Genomic DNA, 16560 nt, shown 5'->3' with positions numbered 1-16560 from the left:
TTGCTCCCGATGAGGCCCTGACCGTCATCCAATAATCAGGCTGACACCCCCGCATCCGCCCACAACCCCACCCCCTCAATCGCCGTAATCGCACACTGCTCATCAATATCCGACGTATCCCCGCTGATCCCGATCGCCCCCAGCACCGCCCCATCCTGACCCCGAATCAACACACCACCCGGCGCCGGCACCACGCTGCCCTGCCCCAGGCTGTTCAACGCCGCAATAAATGCCGGGCGCTGCTGCGCATCCAACGCGAGCAAGCGCGAGCCTTTGCCCAGGGCAATCGCGCCCCAGGCCTTGCCGATGGCGATTTGCGGGCGTAGCAGGCTGGCGCCGTCTTCGCGTTGCAGGGTGATCAGGTGACCACCGCTGTCGAGCACGGCGATGGTCAGCGGTGCCGAGGCGATGGTACGGCCTGCGCCGATGGCCTGGCTGGCCAGGTTGACTGCGACTTTCAAGGTTAAAGCGCTCATGGGTGCCGTCCTTATCTTGTTATGGGAAAGCCGTTGGCTCTTCTTTAGCAGCCACAAAACACAACAAATAGAACACAATATTTATATATCATGTATACAGTTTTTTTCGCATACGCCTGCATATCGTCGGAAATCGCCGTTAAAACACGCTAAGACCAACGCAAAGACCGCCGAATAAAATGCATTGACCTACGCCGCTCGCCATGAATACACTTTGCACAGACGCAACTTGTATACAATTATAAAACGCAAGAGGCCGCAAAATAATGAGCAAAATGAGAGCAATCGAAGCCGCCGTTCTGGTGATGCGTCGCGAAGGGGTCGACACCGCCTTCGGTATCCCGGGCGCCGCGATCAACCCGCTGTATTCGGCCTTGCAGAAGGTGGGTGGCATCGATCACGTCCTTGCTCGCCATGTGGAAGGCGCCTCGCACATGGCCGAGGGCTACACCCGCACCAAGGCCGGCAATATCGGCGTGTGCATCGGCACATCGGGCCCGGCGGGCACCGACATGGTCACCGGCCTGTACAGCGCCTCGGCCGACTCGATTCCGATCCTGTGCATCACCGGCCAGGCCCCCCGGGCGCGGATGCACAAGGAGGATTTCCAGGCCGTGGACATCACCAGCATCGTCAAGCCGGTGACCAAGTGGGCAACCACCGTCCTCGAACCCGGCCAGGTGCCGTATGCGTTCCAGAAAGCCTTTTATGAAATGCGCTCCGGCCGCCCTGGCCCGGTGCTGATCGACCTGCCGTTCGACGTGCAGATGGCCGAAATCGAATTCGACATCGACGCCTACCAGCCACTGCCCCTGGCCAAACCGCTGGCCACGCGCATCCAGGTCGAAAAAGCCCTGGCCCTGCTCGACCAGGCCGAACGCCCGCTGCTGGTGAGCGGTGGCGGCGTGATCAATGCCGATGCCAGCGACTTGCTGGTGGAGTTCGCCGAGCTGACCGGCATCCCGGTGATCCCGACCCTGATGGGCTGGGGCACCCTCCCCGACGATCACCCGCAGATGGTGGGCATGGTCGGCCTGCAAACCTCCCACCGTTATGGCAACGCGACGCTGCTGAAATCGGACGTGGTGCTGGGCATCGGCAACCGCTGGGCCAACCGCCACACCGGTTCGGTGGAGGTGTACACCGAGGGGCGCCGATTTATCCACGTCGACATCGAGCCGACGCAAATCGGCCGCGTGTTCACCCCGGACCTGGGCATCGTTTCCGACGCCGGTGCCGCGCTGACGATGTTCATCGAAGTCGCCCGTGAGTGGAAAGCCGCCGGCAAACTCAAGGACCGCAGCGCCTGGCTGCATGACTGCCAACAGCGCAAGGCCACCCTGCAGCGCAAGACGCACTTCGACAACGTGCCGGTCAAGCCGCAACGGGTGTACGAAGAGATGAACCAGGTGTTCGGCAAAGATACCTGCTACGTCAGCACCATCGGCCTGTCGCAGATTGCCGGTGCGCAATTCCTGCACGTCTACAAGCCACGTCACTGGATCAACTGCGGCCAGGCCGGCCCGTTGGGCTGGACCATCCCGGCGGCGCTGGGCGTGGTCAAGGCCGATCCGAGCCGCAAGGTGGTGGCGCTGTCCGGCGACTATGACTTCCAGTTCATGATCGAAGAACTGGCCGTGGGTGCGCAGTTCAAGCTGCCGTATATCCACGTGGTGGTGAACAACGCCTACCTGGGATTAATACGCCAGGCCCAGCGCGGGTTCGAAATGGACTACTGCGTGCAGTTGTCTTTCGACAACCTCAACGCCCCGGAACTCAACGGCTATGGCGTCGACCACGTCGCGGTCGCCGAAGGCCTGGGGTGCAAGGCCCTGCGCGTGTTCGAGCCGGGCCAGATCCAGCCGGCACTGCGCCGCGCCCAGGAAATGCTCGAAGAATTCAAGGTTCCGGTGATCGTTGAGATTATTCTGGAGCGCGTGACCAATATTTCCATGGGCACCGAGATCAACGCCGTCAACGAATTCGAAGACCTGGCCCTGGTCGGTAACGATGCGCCGACTGCCATTTCCCTGCTCGATTAAGGAGAACTTTATGCCGCGCTTTGCCGCCAACCTGTCCATGCTGTTCACCGAACAGGCTTTTCTCGCTCGTTTTAAAGCGGCCGCCGATGCCGGTTTCGCAGGCGTCGAGTACCTGTTCCCCTACGCATTCAACTCCGCCGAAATCAAGGCGCAGTTGGACGCCAATGGCCTGACCCAAGTGTTGTTCAACCTACCGGCCGGCGACTGGGCCAAGGGTGAACGGGGCCTGGCGTGCCACCCGGACCGGGTCGAGGAATTCCGCGCCGGGGTCGACCTGGCCATCGCCTACGCCCAGGTGCTGGGCAACACTCAGGTCAACTGCCTGGCAGGCATCCGGCCACAAGGCGTGGACGATGCCGCCGTGGAAAAGACCTTTGTCGCCAACCTCAAATACGCCGCCGACAAGCTGCAAGCGGCGGGTATCAAGCTGGTGATGGAAGCAATCAACACCCGCGACATCCCTGGGTTCTACCTGAACAACACCGCGCAGGCCCTGGCGATTCGCACGCAGGTGGGCAGTGACAATCTGTTCCTGCAATACGACATCTATCACATGCAAATCATGGAAGGTGATCTGGCCCAGACCTTGGCCGCGCACTTGAGTGAGATCAACCACATCCAACTGGCGGATAACCCGGGGCGCAACGAACCGGGGACTGGGGAGATCAACTATCGGTTCCTGTTCGAGCATTTGGATCGCATCGGTTATCAGGGTTGGGTTGGCTGTGAATACAAGCCGTTGACCACCACCGAAGCGGGTTTGGGTTGGCTCAAGACCCACAACGCGATCTGACAGGCACCACACGAAACCAAAAAGTGGAAGGGGGCTTGCTCCCGATAGCGGTGTATCCGTCAACACACAGGTTGAATGAAAGACCGTTATCGGGAGCAAGCCCCCTCCCACATTTGGACCCCATGTGTTTGGCAGACCGCGCTCTATCGAATAAAAAGAGGATTTCTTCATGGCTAAAATCGGATTTATCGGCACCGGCATCATGGGCCAACCCATGGCCGCCAACCTGCAAAAAGCCGGTCACCAACTGTTCCTGTCCGAACACCACGGCAAGGCGCCACACGCGCTGCTCGCGGCCGGCGCCATCGCGCTGGCCAACCCGCAGCAAGTCGCCCAGGAAGCGCAATTCATCATCGTCATGGTGCCCGACACCCCGCAGGTCGATGACGTGCTGTTCCGCACCGATGGCGTAGCCGCCGGTCTGTCGCAGAACAAAGTGGTGATCGACATGAGTTCGATCTCCCCCACCGCGACCAAGGCGTTCGCCGCGAGGATCAACCAGTCCGGCGCGCAGTACCTCGATGCGCCGGTGTCCGGCGGTGAAGTCGGGGCCAAGGCCGGCACCTTGAGCATCATGGTCGGCGGCGAGCCGCAGACCTTCGAGCGTGCCTTGCCGCTGCTCCAGAGCATGGGCAAGAACATCACCCTGGTCGGCGGCAACGGCGACGGCCAGACCGCCAAAGTGGCGAACCAGATCATCGTCGCACTGAACATCCAGGCGGTGGCTGAAGCGCTGCTGTTCGCCGCGAAAAACGGCGCCGACCCTGCCAAGGTGCGTGAAGCGCTGATGGGCGGCTTCGCCGCGTCGAAGATCCTTGAAGTGCACGGCGAACGTATGATCAAGGGCACCTTCGATCCAGGCTTTCGCATCAATCTGCACCAGAAGGATTTGAACCTGGCGCTGGCCGGGGCCAAGGAGCTGGGGATCAACCTGCCGAACACCGCCGGCACCCAGCAAGTGTTCAGCACCTGCACCGCCCTCGGTGGCGGTAATTGGGACCATTCGGCGCTGATCAAGGGGCTGGAGCATATGGCGAATTTTTCGATTCGCGATCAGTAAGCGCGCGATGAAATGCGAGCCAGTGTGGGAGCTGGCTTGCCTGCGATGAGGACAACTTGCGCTCATTGACTTACGCATAATGCGCAACCCCTCCTACCCCGACCGGGCCGAAGCCCCGCTCGGCGGGTTCAGCCAGATTATCCTGCAGCGCCGGTCGCCGAATGCGGCACAACGCCTGCGTGGACAGCCCGTTCGAATCCCCCTAGGCTTGCCCGATATCCGACATGGGCGAGAGTTATGGACAGCAACAACGACTGGCACCAGCGTCTCTACGTCATGGTGTTCCAGAGCGACACGCCCGCCGGGCGGCGTTTCGACAGCACCCTGCTGCTGATCATTCTCGCCAGCCTGGTGGTGGTGATCCTCGACAGCATTCAGGAAGTCCACGACAACTACGCGAACGTGCTGGCCTACATCGAGTGGGGCTTCACCGTCATCTTCGCCATCGAGTACGGCCTGCGGCTGTACTGCTCGCCCAAGCCGTTGCGCTATGCCTTCAGTTTCTATGGCTTGGTGGACTTGCTCGCCATCGTCCCCGGCATCCTCGCGCTGTATTACAGCGACGCCCAGTACCTGCTGATCATCCGCATCATCCGCATGCTGCGGATCTTCCGGGTGCTGAAACTCGGGCCGTATCTCAAGCAGGCCAACTACCTGATGTCGGCGTTGCGCGGCAGCAAGCAGAAGATCGTGGTGTTCCTGCTCAGCGTCTGCACCCTGGTGACGGTGTTCGGCACCTTGATGTATGTGATCGAAGGGCCGGAGCACGGCTTTACCAGTATCCCCAAGGGCATCTACTGGGCGATCGTGACCCTGACCACCGTGGGCTTTGGCGACATAGTGCCCAAGACCCCGCTGGGCCAGGTGATTTCGTCCCTGGTGATGATCACCGGTTACTCGATCATCGCCGTGCCTACCGGGATTTTTACCGCTGAACTGGCCAATGCCATGCGCGGTGAACAGTTGCAAACGGACTGCCCGGTGTGCAAGAAAAACACCCATGACGCGAACGCGGCGTTTTGTTCGCGGTGTGGCAACGCGCTGTTTAAGAAACAGGAATAAGCAAAGTTCTTTTTAATCTTTAAACGACTATGCACCCCCGGCTATAGTCGCTGGCACAGTGCCTCTCTCTACTCTCGAACAACAAGGAATGAGCAGTGAAAAAACTCGTTGGCGCCTCTCTCCTGGCTGCAGGCCTCGCACTGGCCGGCGTCGTCCAGGCCGCACCGACCACTCTGCTCAACGTCTCCTACGACGTGATGCGCGATTTCTACAAGGACTACAACGCCGCCTTCCAGAAACACTGGGAAGCCGAGCACCCGAACGACAAGCTGACCTTGCAGATGTCCTTCGGCGGCTCCAGCAAACAAGCGCGCTCGGTGATCGACGGCCTGCCGGCTGACGTGATCACCATGAACATGGCCACCGACATCAACGCCCTGGTCGACAACGGCAAACTGGTGCCGGACAACTGGGTCAGCCGCCTACCGAATAACAGCGCGCCGTTCACGTCGGCCACCGTGTTTATCGTGCGCAAGGGCAACCCGAAAGCCCTGAAAGACTGGCCGGACCTGCTCAAAGATGGCGTGCAAGTGATCGTGCCCAACCCGAAAACCTCGGGTAATGGCCGCTACACCTACCTGTCGGCCTGGGGCTATGTACTGAAGAACGGCGGCGACGAAGACAAGGCCAAGGCCTTTGTCGGCAAGCTGTTCAAACAAGCGCCCGTGCTGGACACCGGCGGCCGCGCCGCCACCACTACGTTCATGACCAACCAGATCGGCGACGTGCTGGTGACCTTTGAAAACGAAGCAGAAATGATTGCCCGCGAATTCGGCCGCGATCAGTTCGAAGTGATCTACCCAAGCGTCTCCGCCGAAGCCGAGCCGCCGGTCACGGTGGTGGACAAAGTGGTCGAGAAGAAAGGCACGCGTGCAGTCGCCGAAGACTACCTGAAGTACCTGTGGTCGCCGGAAGGCCAGGAAATCGCAGCCAGCAACTACCTGCGCCCGCGTGATCCGAAAGTGCTGGCCAAGTACACCGATCGTTTCCCGAAAGTCGACTTCCTGTCGGTCGAGAAGACCTTTGGCGACTGGCGCACCGTGCAGAAAACCCACTTCAATGATGGCGGGGTGTTTGACCAGATCTACAGCGGGCAGTAAGCCGCGCCCACTGAAGGAAGGCGAGCACGTGTGGGAGCTGGCTTGCCTGCGATAGCGTCGCCCTGGTGTGTCTGATACACCGGGGGGTCCACATCGCAGGCAAGCCAGCTCCCACATTTGTTTGGTGTTCAGCGTGATCCTCAGGCTGCCGAATGGCCTGTTTCGGCAGGTGTGTCTGAATGTATCATGGGGGCTCGAAGCCAACGCCAAGGCTTCAGTCATCATTTCACGGCATGAGTGATATCACCGCCAACAGCCTACTCGCCGCCGAGTCTTGTCTTTACTCTCGCTCGCCATCTTCCTTCGCTTTTATGAGAACACCATGAACGCTACTCCCCACGCTACAAGCACCATGACCCGCGGGATGGTGATGCTGTTTGCGTTTTGCTGCGGCGCCATCGTCGCCAACATCTACTACGCGCAGCCGATCATCGAACTGATCGCACCGGACATCGGCCTGACGCCTGCGATGGCCAGCCTGATCGTATCGCTGACACAAATCGGCTACGCCCTGGGCCTGTTTTTCCTGGTGCCCCTGGGTGACTTGCTGGAAAACCGCAAGCTGATGATCAGCACCACGGTGATCGCCATCGCCAGCCTGCTGGCCGCGGCGTTTACCGAGCAACCGAACCTGTTCCTGCTGGTGTCGTTGTTGATCGGTTTCAGTTCGGTGTCGGTGCAGATCCTGATCCCGTTGGCGGCGCACCTGGCACCTGCCGAGTCCCGTGGCCGAGTGGTCGGCAGCATCATGGGTGGCCTGTTGCTGGGAATCCTGCTGGCACGGCCGGTGTCCAGCGTCGTCGCCGACCACTTCGGCTGGCGTGCAATGTTCATGGCCGCTGCCGCGTTGATGGCCGTTATCAGCGTGGTCTTGCTGATGACCATCCCCAAGCGCCAGCCCGACCACAGCGCCAGCTATGGCCAATTGCTGCGCTCCCTCGGCACCCTGCTGCGCGAACAACCGCTGCTGCGCCAGCGCGCCTTTTATCAAGGTTGCATGTTTGCCACCTTCAGCCTGTTCTGGACCGCCGCTCCGCTGGAGCTGGTACGTAACCATGGCCTGAGCCAGACCCAGATTGCCATCTTCGCCCTGGTCGGGGCCATCGGCGCCATCGCCGCGCCCATCGCCGGGCGCTTGGCCGACGCCGGCCACACCCACCGCGCGTCGCTGCTGGCCATGGTGTTTGCGGTGTTGAGCTTCCTGCCGGCCTTCGTACACCCGCTGTACAGCGTGATCGGCCTGGCAGTGACCGGCGTGGTCCTCGACTTCTGTGTGCAGATGAACATGGTCCTCGGCCAACGCGCCATCTACGCCCTCGATGCCAACAGCCGCAGCCGCCTGAACGCGCTGTACATGACCAGCATCTTCATCGGCGGTGCCTTCGGCTCGGCGATTGCCAGCAGCGTGTACGAACACGGCGGCTGGCTGGGCGTGATGCTGGTGGGCAGCGCGTTCCCGCTGGTGGCGTTGCTGCGCTTTCTCAGTGCTTCGCGCCACACCTCGGTGGTCACTGCCTGACGGCATGATGCGCCGCGATCGTGGGTGGGGTTACGACCGCGGCCTTCCACTGGACGATGGGGCGATAAGCTGCATCATCTGTAACAAGAGCGCTGACAGTGTCTTGGCAAGCATTTCGAACAGTGCAGATGGCACGATTGGGGTTTCACCAGGCTGTGGGGTTGGGGTTGGGGTTGGCATTGGTGTCGGTGTCGGTGTCGGTGTCGGTGTCGGTGTCGGTGTCGGTGTCGGTGTCGGTGTCGGCACAGGCTGAACTTCATGCTGCGGTCCACCCCACCGTACATCGCCCGGTTTGATCTGCCCTTTGCTGTTGATCACCATGTCCGCGTTGCCCGTTCCCTTCAGATCAATGGCCAGGCTCGACCGGCCCGTACTTGCATCGTGCTTGAGCACCGCTTCACCGGCGCGACCGCTGAACCGATCGGTGAACACAAGGGCACGCACACCCGACGCGATTAATGCTCCAGAAACGTCGATCTTATCGGTGCCGCTGGTGAAGTCCTCGATCAGGTCGGGGCTCTGCGCGGTGGAGTCGCTGGCGTTATCGTAGGCAAACGTATCCGCCCCGCCTCCGCCTCTCAACGTATCAGCACCGGCACCGCCCTTGAGCCGATTGGCCGCGTCATTGCCAATCAAAGCATCACGGCCGGCACCGCCGATCGCATTCTCAATAATGCACCCCTTGGCGATGGACACATTGCCCTTCAAGCCGCCCACGTCAGAGAACGACTCCGCATTCAGATCGATCTTCTGATCCTGGGAAAACCCGGAAAAATCCAGCGTATCTTTACCGCCACCATCCCATACGCAGAAGACCGGTTTGTCTTTGGCGCTGCTAAGGCTCATCACTTCCCGCTCGGTATTGGAATTGAAGCCATAGGTGGTGTCGGTCTTGCGGGTCTGGTGATTGGCCCCATACAAGCGTTGGACCGCGGCGATATCGTCCATCATCGGAGCGGACGGATTGAGCGACTTGAAGTCGTGACCGGATTGATGGCGTTCCGACCAGTAACTCATCACAGTGCGTGCCTTGGTGTCCTGCGCATAGACCGCGCCGTTTTGATAGTTGGCGCCGCCGTTATAGTCTCCCGGATGTTGCAGGCCGATGGCGTGACCGATTTCATGAATAGCCGTGACCGAAAAGTGACTGCCCAGCGCCGGCGAACTCGCACTTCCCCCGGTGCCGATCGTGGCCGATGCACGGGTCGTGGCGCCATGAGGCATGTCGGCAACTCCCCGGTCGCCGCGAGGGTTGTTGTGGATACTGAGCGTTCCGTCCGTACTGCCTGACTGCTCGCGGAAGTTGATAGCGGCCACATCCTGCCAGGCTTGAACCGCCTGGCGCACGCGTTGCTGCTGCAGGGCGGTGAAGCTCGCGTCTACCGTGTAGTGCAAATCGATCTTCTGATCGCCGTTACGGTCGCGAAAACGAAGATTTTCCCGGGTGATTTGTTTGGCTGCCTGGTCAGTTGTAAAGGACGGTTTCTGAGTGGCGCCCGCACCAAACGGGCCGGGCTCCGATATCGGTAAACCAGCATGGGAAGTAACAGAACGCAGATCAAATCCATTCATTGTGCGGCACTCGCTTTGTTAACGAATAAATAAAGAGACCGAATCAAACCGACCCGGAGATTAAGTATTGATAGACGCAAACTAGTTGAGCCAGGCTCATCGTCATCGCTGATAATCTCGCACAGTGAAAAATATCAGACCAACCCCATTTTAGTTTCAGCCGAAACATCCCCACGCCACGTAACACGCAGTTAGATAACTAAGATTCCATTTGCAATTTAAATATTCAAGCACACAAATACCTCGTAAATAGCGGGTTGTTTTTACACTAAAAAAACATCATCTAAAGAAATACCCGCCGATGAGTTACTCCAATCTTCCACTGACAAGGACATAACCCTTTAACCTTCTTTAATACGATAAGCGCCGTTTAGGACCGGATGACAAACCATGACCGTTCCCCGTAGGCTTGTGCGCCGCACTGCGTCGCGATGCGCTCAATCAAGCAAGGGACACCCGATGGACCGCCTTAGCGCCATGGAAACCTTCGTCCACGTTGTCGAAACCGGGTCGTTTTCCGCCGCTGCCAAACGCCTGGGCATCGGCCAGCCCGCCGTGTCGAAGAGCGTCGCGCAATTGGAAGCGCGCCTGGCGGTGCGGTTGGTGTTGCGTTCAACCCGAGGCCTGACACCGACCGAAGCGGGCCTGGCGTTTTTCGAAAAAGCCAAGCGAGCTATCGATGAAGCCAACGAGGCCGACGACGCCGCCCGAAGCGCGGGCGCCGGGCTGTCGGGTAACCTGCGCATCAGCGCCGCCGTAACCTTTGCCAGCCTGCATATCCTTCCGCACCTGGGGCCGTTTCTGGAGCAGTACCCTGGGATGAACATCGAAATGGTGCTCGACGACCGCAGCCTAAACCTGGTGGAAGAAGGCATCGACGTCGCCCTGCGCATGGGCAACCTGAGCGATTCAGGGCTGACCGCGCGCAAGATCGGTGAGTCGCCCTGCCATATCCTGGGCACCCCTGCCTACTTCGAACGCTTCGGTGAACCCGCCACGCCAACTGATCTGTTGCAGCACCAGGCGGTCATCTACACCCAGGGCGAAGGCCCGCGCTGGACCTTTACCCAAGGCGCCCGCGAATACCCGATCGTCGCCCGTGGCCGCTTGAACGTCACAGCGGCTGAAGGGGTACGCGCTGCCGTGCTGAACCACCTGGGCCTGACCCTCGCATCGGCCTGGATGTTCACGCAGGAACTGGCCAGTGGCGAGGTGAAACCGGTGTTGACCGACTGGCGTTTACCGGCGCGGGACTTATGGGCCGTCTTTCCGACAGGCCGGATGGCGAGTGCCAAGGCGCGGGCGTTTGTGGAGTATGTGGAACGGTTGTTAAACCCCTGACGGGTGCAGGCAGCGCAGCAAACGCTCGACCGTATGCTCCAGCGGGCCGGAGTTATCCAGCACGAGCAACCCCGCCCCCATGCCGGCCAGCAACTGCGCCGTAAACCGCGCATTACGCGCCAGGCGCGCATCGATATCCGCCACCGACTCACGCCCCCGCGCCAGCAAGCGCTGGCGCAGTGCCGTCTGATCAACACTCAGCAATACCACCAGCAACGTCGGATAGCGCTCGCGGGCCTGCGCCAGGTGGGCACGAGAGCCGTTGACCAGCACATCCGTCCCCGCCGCCATCCACGCACCGATCTCCTTGGGAATGCCATAGGACAAACCATTGGCCTGCCAACTCAGCGCAAACGCACCTTCGGCTTGCATCGCGACAAACTGCTCGGCGCTCACCCCCTGCGCCGCCTCGCCCAGCGCTTCCGCCGAGCGGGTAATCACACGACGCACAATGCGGCAGCCACGCTCGGCCAAACGTGATCGTGCAGCGTCCAACAGGCTGTCCTTGCCCGAACCCGATGGCCCGATGAGATAGATCAACCTGCCCGCCATCAATACACCCTCTTCGCTTATCTGCAGATTTGTTACATGGCCGGCTACGCATCACGGCGCCTGGCCTAGACCAGCCCGGCGGCGGCCACAGTATCGGATTACGATGCGCCACGCACCCGGTCAGGCGTGCCCGTCAGCACTTTCATGTTCGGTTGCAGGCAACTGCGTACGATTTCCCGAATGGCAGAGGATCAGCCTCCTGACTAAATGCGCGCACATTGCCAGACCGCAAAGCCAATCAATAATCCACCGCTGATAAAATTGATCACATCCAGATCAGGATGATCGTCCAGCCGGGTCCTGATGATGCTGCCACCCAGCGCATATAACCGCTGGCCTGAAAATGAGCCCACCAGAAAACCCGCCAGGTTCAGGTAGAGTCCAGCCCCGGCATAGGCTCTCCAGTATTTGAAGGCCCACATTACGAAGCCACGAAAAAGGCGACCCAAAGGTCGCCTTTTGTCACTGCGCGTAGTGCTTGCTCAACCCCGGCGGCACGCCCTGCACGTCGGTCTCTTCCCACGGCCCGTCCGGGCTGATGGAGCGGCTCCAGCCGTTGCTCCAGCGGTAGTAAGTGCGCTGGCGGTAGAAGGTGTCGGGCTGGTCTTCCAGCACATACACCTGCATCTTGCCGTCCCAGTGGCTGGCCGCGCCCGGTGGCGGGGCGAAGGTTGACGACTTGCTCGGTGGCGCTTTCGTTGGGGCGGTGACCGGGCTGGAAGGTCGGGTGCCGGGTTGGGTCGACGGGCCCGACGGTGGGATGGTCGGGCCGGTGGGCGCGGGAGGTGGGCGGTGGACCGCACAAGCGCTCAAGCCCACTACCAGGCTGAGCAGGGTGATGCGTGCAAGGGCGGTCATAGGCGTTTCCTCGAATTACTTGTCCGGACTGTCGATGGTCAGCTGCTGCAGCGCAGTGGTGGTGCTGGCCAAGGGTTGGCTGCGGCCGATCCACTCGCCACGGGTCGGTTGACCGGCCCGGGATATGCGCGCAACCAGTTGGACTTCGGGGAAGTTTGACAGTTTCAACTGCGGCATCATTGCGTCGGCATCGCCCAGTTCGACGGTGACGGGCAGGTCGGCGACGGTCACGCGCTTGGCCGCGAGCGGCGCCGGCGGGCCGGAGACGGCGCGGGCAAAGATGAACACGCTGTCGCCAGGCAGGGCCTTGGCCTTGATGTCGGCGGACAGGTCCACACGCACTTTCATCACGGCCTTTTGGGCGACGGTGCCACCGTTCGCTTTCAGCCTTTCTGCCGCGCGATCGATCCCGCCTTGCAGGGCGACGCGGGAATTGTCTTGCGGTGGCAATTGCGCCAGCAGGCGGCTCCAGTAATCGATCGCCTCTTGGTAGCGCTGGCCTTCAAAGGCCACGATGCCGAGCAGGCCGAGGCTGGTGACTTCTCTCGGGTCGAGCTTGAGGGCTTCGTCGGTCAGGGCCTGGACCTTGGGCGACCACTGCTTGTTGTCGGCAAAGTACTGGGCCTGGGCCCACTGGCCCAACAGCTCCGGCTGGCGCCCGGCCAGGGCCACGGTGCGTTCGAAGACCTTGGCGGCATCGGCGGAACGGTCCTGGGCCATGTACGCACGGCCGAGGAAGTACAAGCCTTCCGCCGAGTCCGGTTGAGCGGCCGCGGCGCGTTCCAGGCGGTGGGTCATGTCTTCCATGGACACCGGCGGCTGGGAGAATTCGCGGGTCAGTTCGACCTTGTCGCTGGCGCCGAAGTGCATGTACAAGCCAAGGCCCAGCACCGGCACTAAAACCGCAGCGAGCAACGGCAGCGGCTTGCCCAGACGCGATTCGTGAGATTTTTCTACGCCTTCGGTGTCGGCCAGCAATTCGCGCGCGGCTTCGGCGCGGCCAGTGTCGAGTTGGGCGGCGTTGAGTACGCCTTCGTCCTGCTGGGTTTGCAGTTCGGCCACGCGTTCTTGATAGAGCGCCACGTTCAGCGCGGTGCGATCCTCTTCACGCTGGGCACGACGGCCACGCAATACAGGGATCAACAGGAAACTCAGGGCAATCAGAAGCAGCAAGCCGGCTGCGAGCCAGAAATCAATCATCAGTCTTGGTGTCCAGCAATTGGTCGAGGCGTTGGCGCTCTTCGGCGGATAGCGCGTCGGAACCATCGGTAGGGGCGGCGCGGCGACGGCGGACGATCACCACCATCACCACAATGCCGGCCAGCAGCAGCCCGGCGGGGCCGAACCAGAGCAGCGCGGTCTTGCCGGTGAGCGCCGGTTTGTAGCGAACAAAATCGCCATAGCGGTCGACCATGAAGTCGATGATCTGCTGGTTGTCCTTGCCCTCCCCCAACATGCGAAAGATCTCTTTGCGCAGGTCGGCGGCGATGGGCGCGTTGGAGTCGGCGATGTCCTGGTTCTGGCACTTGGGGCAGCGCAGTTCCTTGGTCAGGTCGCGGAAACGCTCGCGCTCGGCGTCATTGGCGAATTCGTAGGTGTCGATGGCGGCGTGGGCCACGCCCACCAGGCCCAAGGCTAATACGGCAGCAGCTAACCAGCGCTTCATGGCTTGGCCTCGTCGACCAGGGCCTGGTACTTGGCGGCCAGTTGTTCGCGCCAGACCACTTCATCGATCACGCCGACGTACTTATCGCGGATCACGCCCTTGGCGTCGATAAAGAAGGTTTCCGGGGCACCGTAGACGCCGAGATTCAAACCGAGGTTGCCGTCTTCATCGCGGATATCCAACTGGTACGGGTTGTGGAATTCCGCCAGCCACTTCAAGGCCGCCGCGTTGTCGTCCTTATAGTTGATGCCGTAGATCACCACGCCCTTCTCCGCCAGCTTGTTCAGCACCGGGTGCTCGACACGGCAGGAGATGCACCAGGTGCCCCACACGTTGACCAGCGCCGGTTTGCCCAGCAGGTCAGCCTGGGTCAGGGTTTTGTCGCCCTGCACCGTCGGCAGATTGAAGGCGGGGAACGGCTTGCCGATCATGGCCGAGGGCAACTCGGCCGGGTCCAGGTACAACCCGCGATACAGGAACACCGCCATCAGCAGAAACAACCCCAGCGGCACGACCATCAACCAACGCTTCATACCGCCGCTCCTTGCAGACCCAGCGCTTCACGCACCCGGCTCTTGACCTTGACCCGATAGCGCCGGTCCAGCGCCGCGAGCACACCACCAAAAGCGGTGATCAAACCGCCGAACCAGATCCAGCGCACGAACGGTTTGACATGCACGCGCACCGCCCAGGCGCCTTCGCCCAGCGGCTCACCCATGGCGACGTAAAGGTCGCGGGTGAAACCGGCGTCGATCCCGGCTTCGGTCATCATCGAGCTCTGCACGGTGTACAGGCGTTTTTCCGGGTGCAGCACGGCGATTTCCTTACCGTTGCGTACTACGCGCACGGTGCCTTTGTCGGACGTGAAGTTCGGCCCTTCGAAGTGCTTGGCGCCTTCGAAGATGAAGTGGTAACCGGCCAGGTCCATGGACTCGCCGGGGGCCATGCGCAGGTCGCGCTCGGCGCTGTTCTGGCTGGAGAGCACCACGCCGAGGGCACACACGGCGATGCCGATATGCGCGACCTGCATGCCCCAGTAGCTGCGGGTCAGGGTGGGCAGGCCCTTGATCAGGCCTTTGTGGCGGGTCTTGTCGACAATGTCGCGCATACCGGCCAGCAACACCCAGGCGGCGAGCATGAACGTGGCGAGGACCGCCCAGTTGAAATCGCCATAGGCAATACCGGCGATCACGGCCAAGGCCGCGCTGCCCAGCAGCACCGGGGTCAGCATGCCCACCAGCCATTTCACCGGGGTGTCTTTCCAGCGAACCAGCATGCCGATAGCCATTACCACCATCAACAAGCCCATCAACGGGATGAACAAGGCGTTGAAATACGGCGGGCCGACCGACAGCTTGGCGCCGGTCAGCGCGTCCAGCACCAGCGGGTACAGGGTGCCGAGCAGGATCATCGACGCAGCCACCACCAGCACCAGGTTATTGCCCAGCAGCAGGGTTTCCCGCGACCACAGGTTGAAGCCGACCTGGCTCTTGACCACCGGCGCGCGCAGGGCGAACAGGGTCAGCGAACCGCCGACCACACACAGCAGGAAGATCAGGATGAACACACCGCGCGCAGGGTCGGACGCAAACGCGTGAACCGAGGTCAGCACGCCCGAACGCACGAGGAAAGTGCCGAGCAGGCTGAGGGAAAACGCCGCGATGGCCAGCAACACGGTCCAGCTCTTGAACACGCCGCGTTTTTCGGTGACGGCCAGCGAGTGAATCAGCGCGGTGCCCACCAGCCAAGGCATGAAGGACGCGTTTTCCACCGGGTCCCAGAACCACCAACCGCCCCAGCCAAGTTCGTAATAGGCCCACCACGAACCCAGGGTGATACCGATGCCGAGAAAGGCCCAGGCGACGATGGTCCATGGCCGCGACCAGCGCGCCCAGGCTGCATCGAGGCGCCCGCCGAGCAAGGCGGCGATGGCGAAGGCGAAGGCCACGGAGAACCCGACATAACCCATGTAGAGCATCGGCGGGTGGACGATCAGGCCGATGTCTTGCAGCAGCGGGTTGAGGTCATGCCCGTCCACCGGGATCTGCGGCAGGATGCGGCTGAACGGGTTGGAGGTCATGATCAGGAACAGCAGGAAGCCGATGCTGATCATGCCCATCACCGCCAGCACCCTAGCCAGCATGACTTGCGGCAGTTGCCGGGAGAAGATCGACACGGCGAAGGTCCAACCGCCGAGGATCAGGGCCCACAACAGCAGCGAACCTTCGTGGGCGCCCCACACGGCGCTGAATTTGTAATACCAGGGCAAGGCGCTGTTGGAGTTGCTGGCCACATAGGCGACGGAAAAATCGTCGGTCATAAAGGCGTAGGTCAGGCAGCCGAACGCGAACACCAGGAAGGCAAACTGGCCCCAGGCGGCCGGCTGCGCGAGGCTCATCCACAGACGGTCGCCACGCCACGCGCCGAGCAACGGCACCACGGCCTGGACGATGGCGAAGCACAGGGCGAGGATCATCGCCAAGTGGCCCAGCTCCGGAATATACAGTGCGGACGTCATC

16 protein-coding genes are annotated in these 16560 nt (G+C 61.4%); 7 read left to right on the top strand and 9 right to left on the bottom strand.

Annotated features, from left to right (window positions below; genetic code table 11):
- Positions 1–35: 35 nt before the first annotated feature.
- Entirely contained in the window at positions 36–476 is a 441-nt protein-coding gene (locus tag ACP7CJ_RS04105; protein WP_276197218.1) for a GlcG/HbpS family heme-binding protein, read from the bottom strand.
- A gap of 266 nt (positions 477–742) precedes the next feature.
- Here ACP7CJ_RS04105 and gcl point away from each other — a divergent pair, with 266 nt between their 5' ends.
- From gcl to ACP7CJ_RS04075, 6 genes are all read left to right on the top strand, one after another.
- Positions 743–2518, top strand: a complete 1776-nt coding sequence (gene gcl, locus ACP7CJ_RS04100; protein WP_426099403.1) for a glyoxylate carboligase — start codon at positions 743–745, stop codon at positions 2516–2518.
- Between the two features lie 10 nt (positions 2519–2528).
- Positions 2529–3311 carry a hydroxypyruvate isomerase gene (gene hyi, locus ACP7CJ_RS04095; protein WP_426099404.1) on the top strand — a complete coding sequence of 261 codons (783 nt, stop codon included), beginning with the start codon at positions 2529–2531 and terminating at the stop codon, positions 3309–3311.
- Positions 3312–3480: 169 nt separating this feature from the next.
- Positions 3481–4371 (top strand): 2-hydroxy-3-oxopropionate reductase, encoded by an 891-nt coding sequence (locus ACP7CJ_RS04090; protein ID WP_426099406.1) that lies wholly within the window; start codon positions 3481–3483, stop codon positions 4369–4371.
- 237 nt (positions 4372–4608) lie between these two features.
- On the top strand, positions 4609–5433 hold the full coding sequence (locus ACP7CJ_RS04085) for an ion transporter (RefSeq protein ID WP_247405189.1): 825 nt from the start codon (positions 4609–4611) through the stop codon (positions 5431–5433).
- A gap of 95 nt (positions 5434–5528) precedes the next feature.
- The gene (locus tag ACP7CJ_RS04080) at positions 5529–6533 is read left to right on the top strand and encodes a sulfate ABC transporter substrate-binding protein (RefSeq protein WP_426099407.1); all 1005 of its coding nucleotides are present in this window, start codon (positions 5529–5531) and stop codon (positions 6531–6533) included.
- 322 nt (positions 6534–6855) lie between these two features.
- Positions 6856–8052, top strand: coding sequence for an MFS transporter (locus tag ACP7CJ_RS04075; RefSeq protein WP_426099408.1), 1197 nt, complete (start codon positions 6856–6858; stop codon positions 8050–8052).
- Between the two features lie 30 nt (positions 8053–8082).
- On the opposite strand, the gene ACP7CJ_RS04070 is transcribed toward ACP7CJ_RS04075, so the two are convergent.
- Positions 8083–9624: a M57 family metalloprotease gene (locus tag ACP7CJ_RS04070; protein WP_426099409.1), complete on the bottom strand. Its 1542-nt coding sequence runs from the start codon at positions 9622–9624 to the stop codon at positions 8083–8085.
- Positions 9625–10083: 459 nt separating this feature from the next.
- Between ACP7CJ_RS04070 and ACP7CJ_RS04065 the strand changes: the two genes are divergently transcribed.
- Positions 10084–10965 carry a LysR family transcriptional regulator gene (locus ACP7CJ_RS04065; RefSeq protein WP_426099410.1) on the top strand — a complete coding sequence of 294 codons (882 nt, stop codon included), beginning with the start codon at positions 10084–10086 and terminating at the stop codon, positions 10963–10965.
- Here the strand turns inward: ACP7CJ_RS04065 and phnN are convergent.
- From phnN to ACP7CJ_RS04030, 7 genes are all read right to left on the bottom strand, one after another.
- Positions 10954–11517, bottom strand: coding sequence for a phosphonate metabolism protein/1,5-bisphosphokinase (PRPP-forming) PhnN (phnN, locus tag ACP7CJ_RS04060; protein ID WP_276197210.1), 564 nt, complete (start codon positions 11515–11517; stop codon positions 10954–10956). The two genes, ACP7CJ_RS04065 and phnN, sit on opposite strands and share 12 nt — an antisense overlap.
- A gap of 203 nt (positions 11518–11720) precedes the next feature.
- Positions 11721–11939: a hypothetical protein gene (locus ACP7CJ_RS04055; RefSeq protein WP_426099411.1), complete on the bottom strand. Its 219-nt coding sequence runs from the start codon at positions 11937–11939 to the stop codon at positions 11721–11723.
- 40 nt (positions 11940–11979) lie between these two features.
- The gene (locus ACP7CJ_RS04050) at positions 11980–12375 is read right to left on the bottom strand and encodes a hypothetical protein (protein WP_276197208.1); all 396 of its coding nucleotides are present in this window, start codon (positions 12373–12375) and stop codon (positions 11980–11982) included.
- Positions 12376–12390: 15 nt separating this feature from the next.
- Positions 12391–13575, bottom strand: coding sequence for a c-type cytochrome biogenesis protein CcmI (gene ccmI, locus ACP7CJ_RS04045; protein ID WP_426099412.1), 1185 nt, complete (start codon positions 13573–13575; stop codon positions 12391–12393).
- Positions 13568–14041 carry a cytochrome c-type biogenesis protein gene (locus ACP7CJ_RS04040; RefSeq protein WP_276197206.1) on the bottom strand — a complete coding sequence of 158 codons (474 nt, stop codon included), beginning with the start codon at positions 14039–14041 and terminating at the stop codon, positions 13568–13570. Before ACP7CJ_RS04040 ends, ccmI begins: the two co-directional genes overlap by 8 nt.
- Positions 14038–14574 (bottom strand): DsbE family thiol:disulfide interchange protein, encoded by a 537-nt coding sequence (locus tag ACP7CJ_RS04035; protein ID WP_276197205.1) that lies wholly within the window; start codon positions 14572–14574, stop codon positions 14038–14040. The genes ACP7CJ_RS04040 and ACP7CJ_RS04035 overlap by 4 nt, the downstream gene beginning before the upstream one ends.
- Positions 14571–16559, bottom strand: coding sequence for a heme lyase CcmF/NrfE family subunit (locus tag ACP7CJ_RS04030; protein WP_276197204.1), 1989 nt, complete (start codon positions 16557–16559; stop codon positions 14571–14573). The genes ACP7CJ_RS04035 and ACP7CJ_RS04030 overlap by 4 nt, the downstream gene beginning before the upstream one ends.
- Position 16560 lies beyond the last annotated feature (1 nt).

Origin of the sequence: Pseudomonas sp. PSPC3-2 (assembly GCF_049897085.1) — a bacterium.
In the GTDB taxonomy this organism is placed as follows: domain Bacteria; phylum Pseudomonadota; class Gammaproteobacteria; order Pseudomonadales; family Pseudomonadaceae; genus Aquipseudomonas; species Aquipseudomonas paraveronii.
The sequence above is the reverse complement of the archived record's forward strand: the minus strand, read 5'-3'. Positions and strand labels throughout refer to the sequence as shown.

Excerpts from the sequence above, each read along its gene's own strand:
- ACP7CJ_RS04105 (WP_276197218.1), bottom strand. The coding sequence starts at position 476 with ATGAGCGCTTTAACCTTGAAAGTCGCAGTCAACCTGGCCAGCCAGGCC.
- gcl (WP_426099403.1), top strand. The coding sequence starts at position 743 with ATGAGCAAAATGAGAGCAATCGAAGCCGCCGTTCTGGTGATGCGTCGC.
- hyi (WP_426099404.1), top strand. The coding sequence starts at position 2,529 with ATGCCGCGCTTTGCCGCCAACCTGTCCATGCTGTTCACCGAACAGGCT.
- ACP7CJ_RS04090 (WP_426099406.1), top strand. The coding sequence starts at position 3,481 with ATGGCTAAAATCGGATTTATCGGCACCGGCATCATGGGCCAACCCATG.
- ACP7CJ_RS04085 (WP_247405189.1), top strand. The coding sequence starts at position 4,609 with ATGGACAGCAACAACGACTGGCACCAGCGTCTCTACGTCATGGTGTTC.
- ACP7CJ_RS04075 (WP_426099408.1), top strand. The coding sequence starts at position 6,856 with ATGAACGCTACTCCCCACGCTACAAGCACCATGACCCGCGGGATGGTG.
- ACP7CJ_RS04070 (WP_426099409.1), bottom strand. The coding sequence starts at position 9,624 with ATGAATGGATTTGATCTGCGTTCTGTTACTTCCCATGCTGGTTTACCG.
- ACP7CJ_RS04065 (WP_426099410.1), top strand. The coding sequence starts at position 10,084 with ATGGACCGCCTTAGCGCCATGGAAACCTTCGTCCACGTTGTCGAAACC.
- phnN (WP_276197210.1), bottom strand. The coding sequence starts at position 11,517 with ATGGCGGGCAGGTTGATCTATCTCATCGGGCCATCGGGTTCGGGCAAG.
- ACP7CJ_RS04055 (WP_426099411.1), bottom strand. The coding sequence starts at position 11,939 with ATGTGGGCCTTCAAATACTGGAGAGCCTATGCCGGGGCTGGACTCTAC.
- ACP7CJ_RS04050 (WP_276197208.1), bottom strand. The coding sequence starts at position 12,375 with ATGACCGCCCTTGCACGCATCACCCTGCTCAGCCTGGTAGTGGGCTTG.
- ccmI (WP_426099412.1), bottom strand. The coding sequence starts at position 13,575 with ATGATTGATTTCTGGCTCGCAGCCGGCTTGCTGCTTCTGATTGCCCTG.
- ACP7CJ_RS04040 (WP_276197206.1), bottom strand. The coding sequence starts at position 14,041 with ATGAAGCGCTGGTTAGCTGCTGCCGTATTAGCCTTGGGCCTGGTGGGC.
- ACP7CJ_RS04035 (WP_276197205.1), bottom strand. The coding sequence starts at position 14,574 with ATGAAGCGTTGGTTGATGGTCGTGCCGCTGGGGTTGTTTCTGCTGATG.
- ACP7CJ_RS04030 (WP_276197204.1), bottom strand. The coding sequence starts at position 16,559 with ATGACGTCCGCACTGTATATTCCGGAGCTGGGCCACTTGGCGATGATC.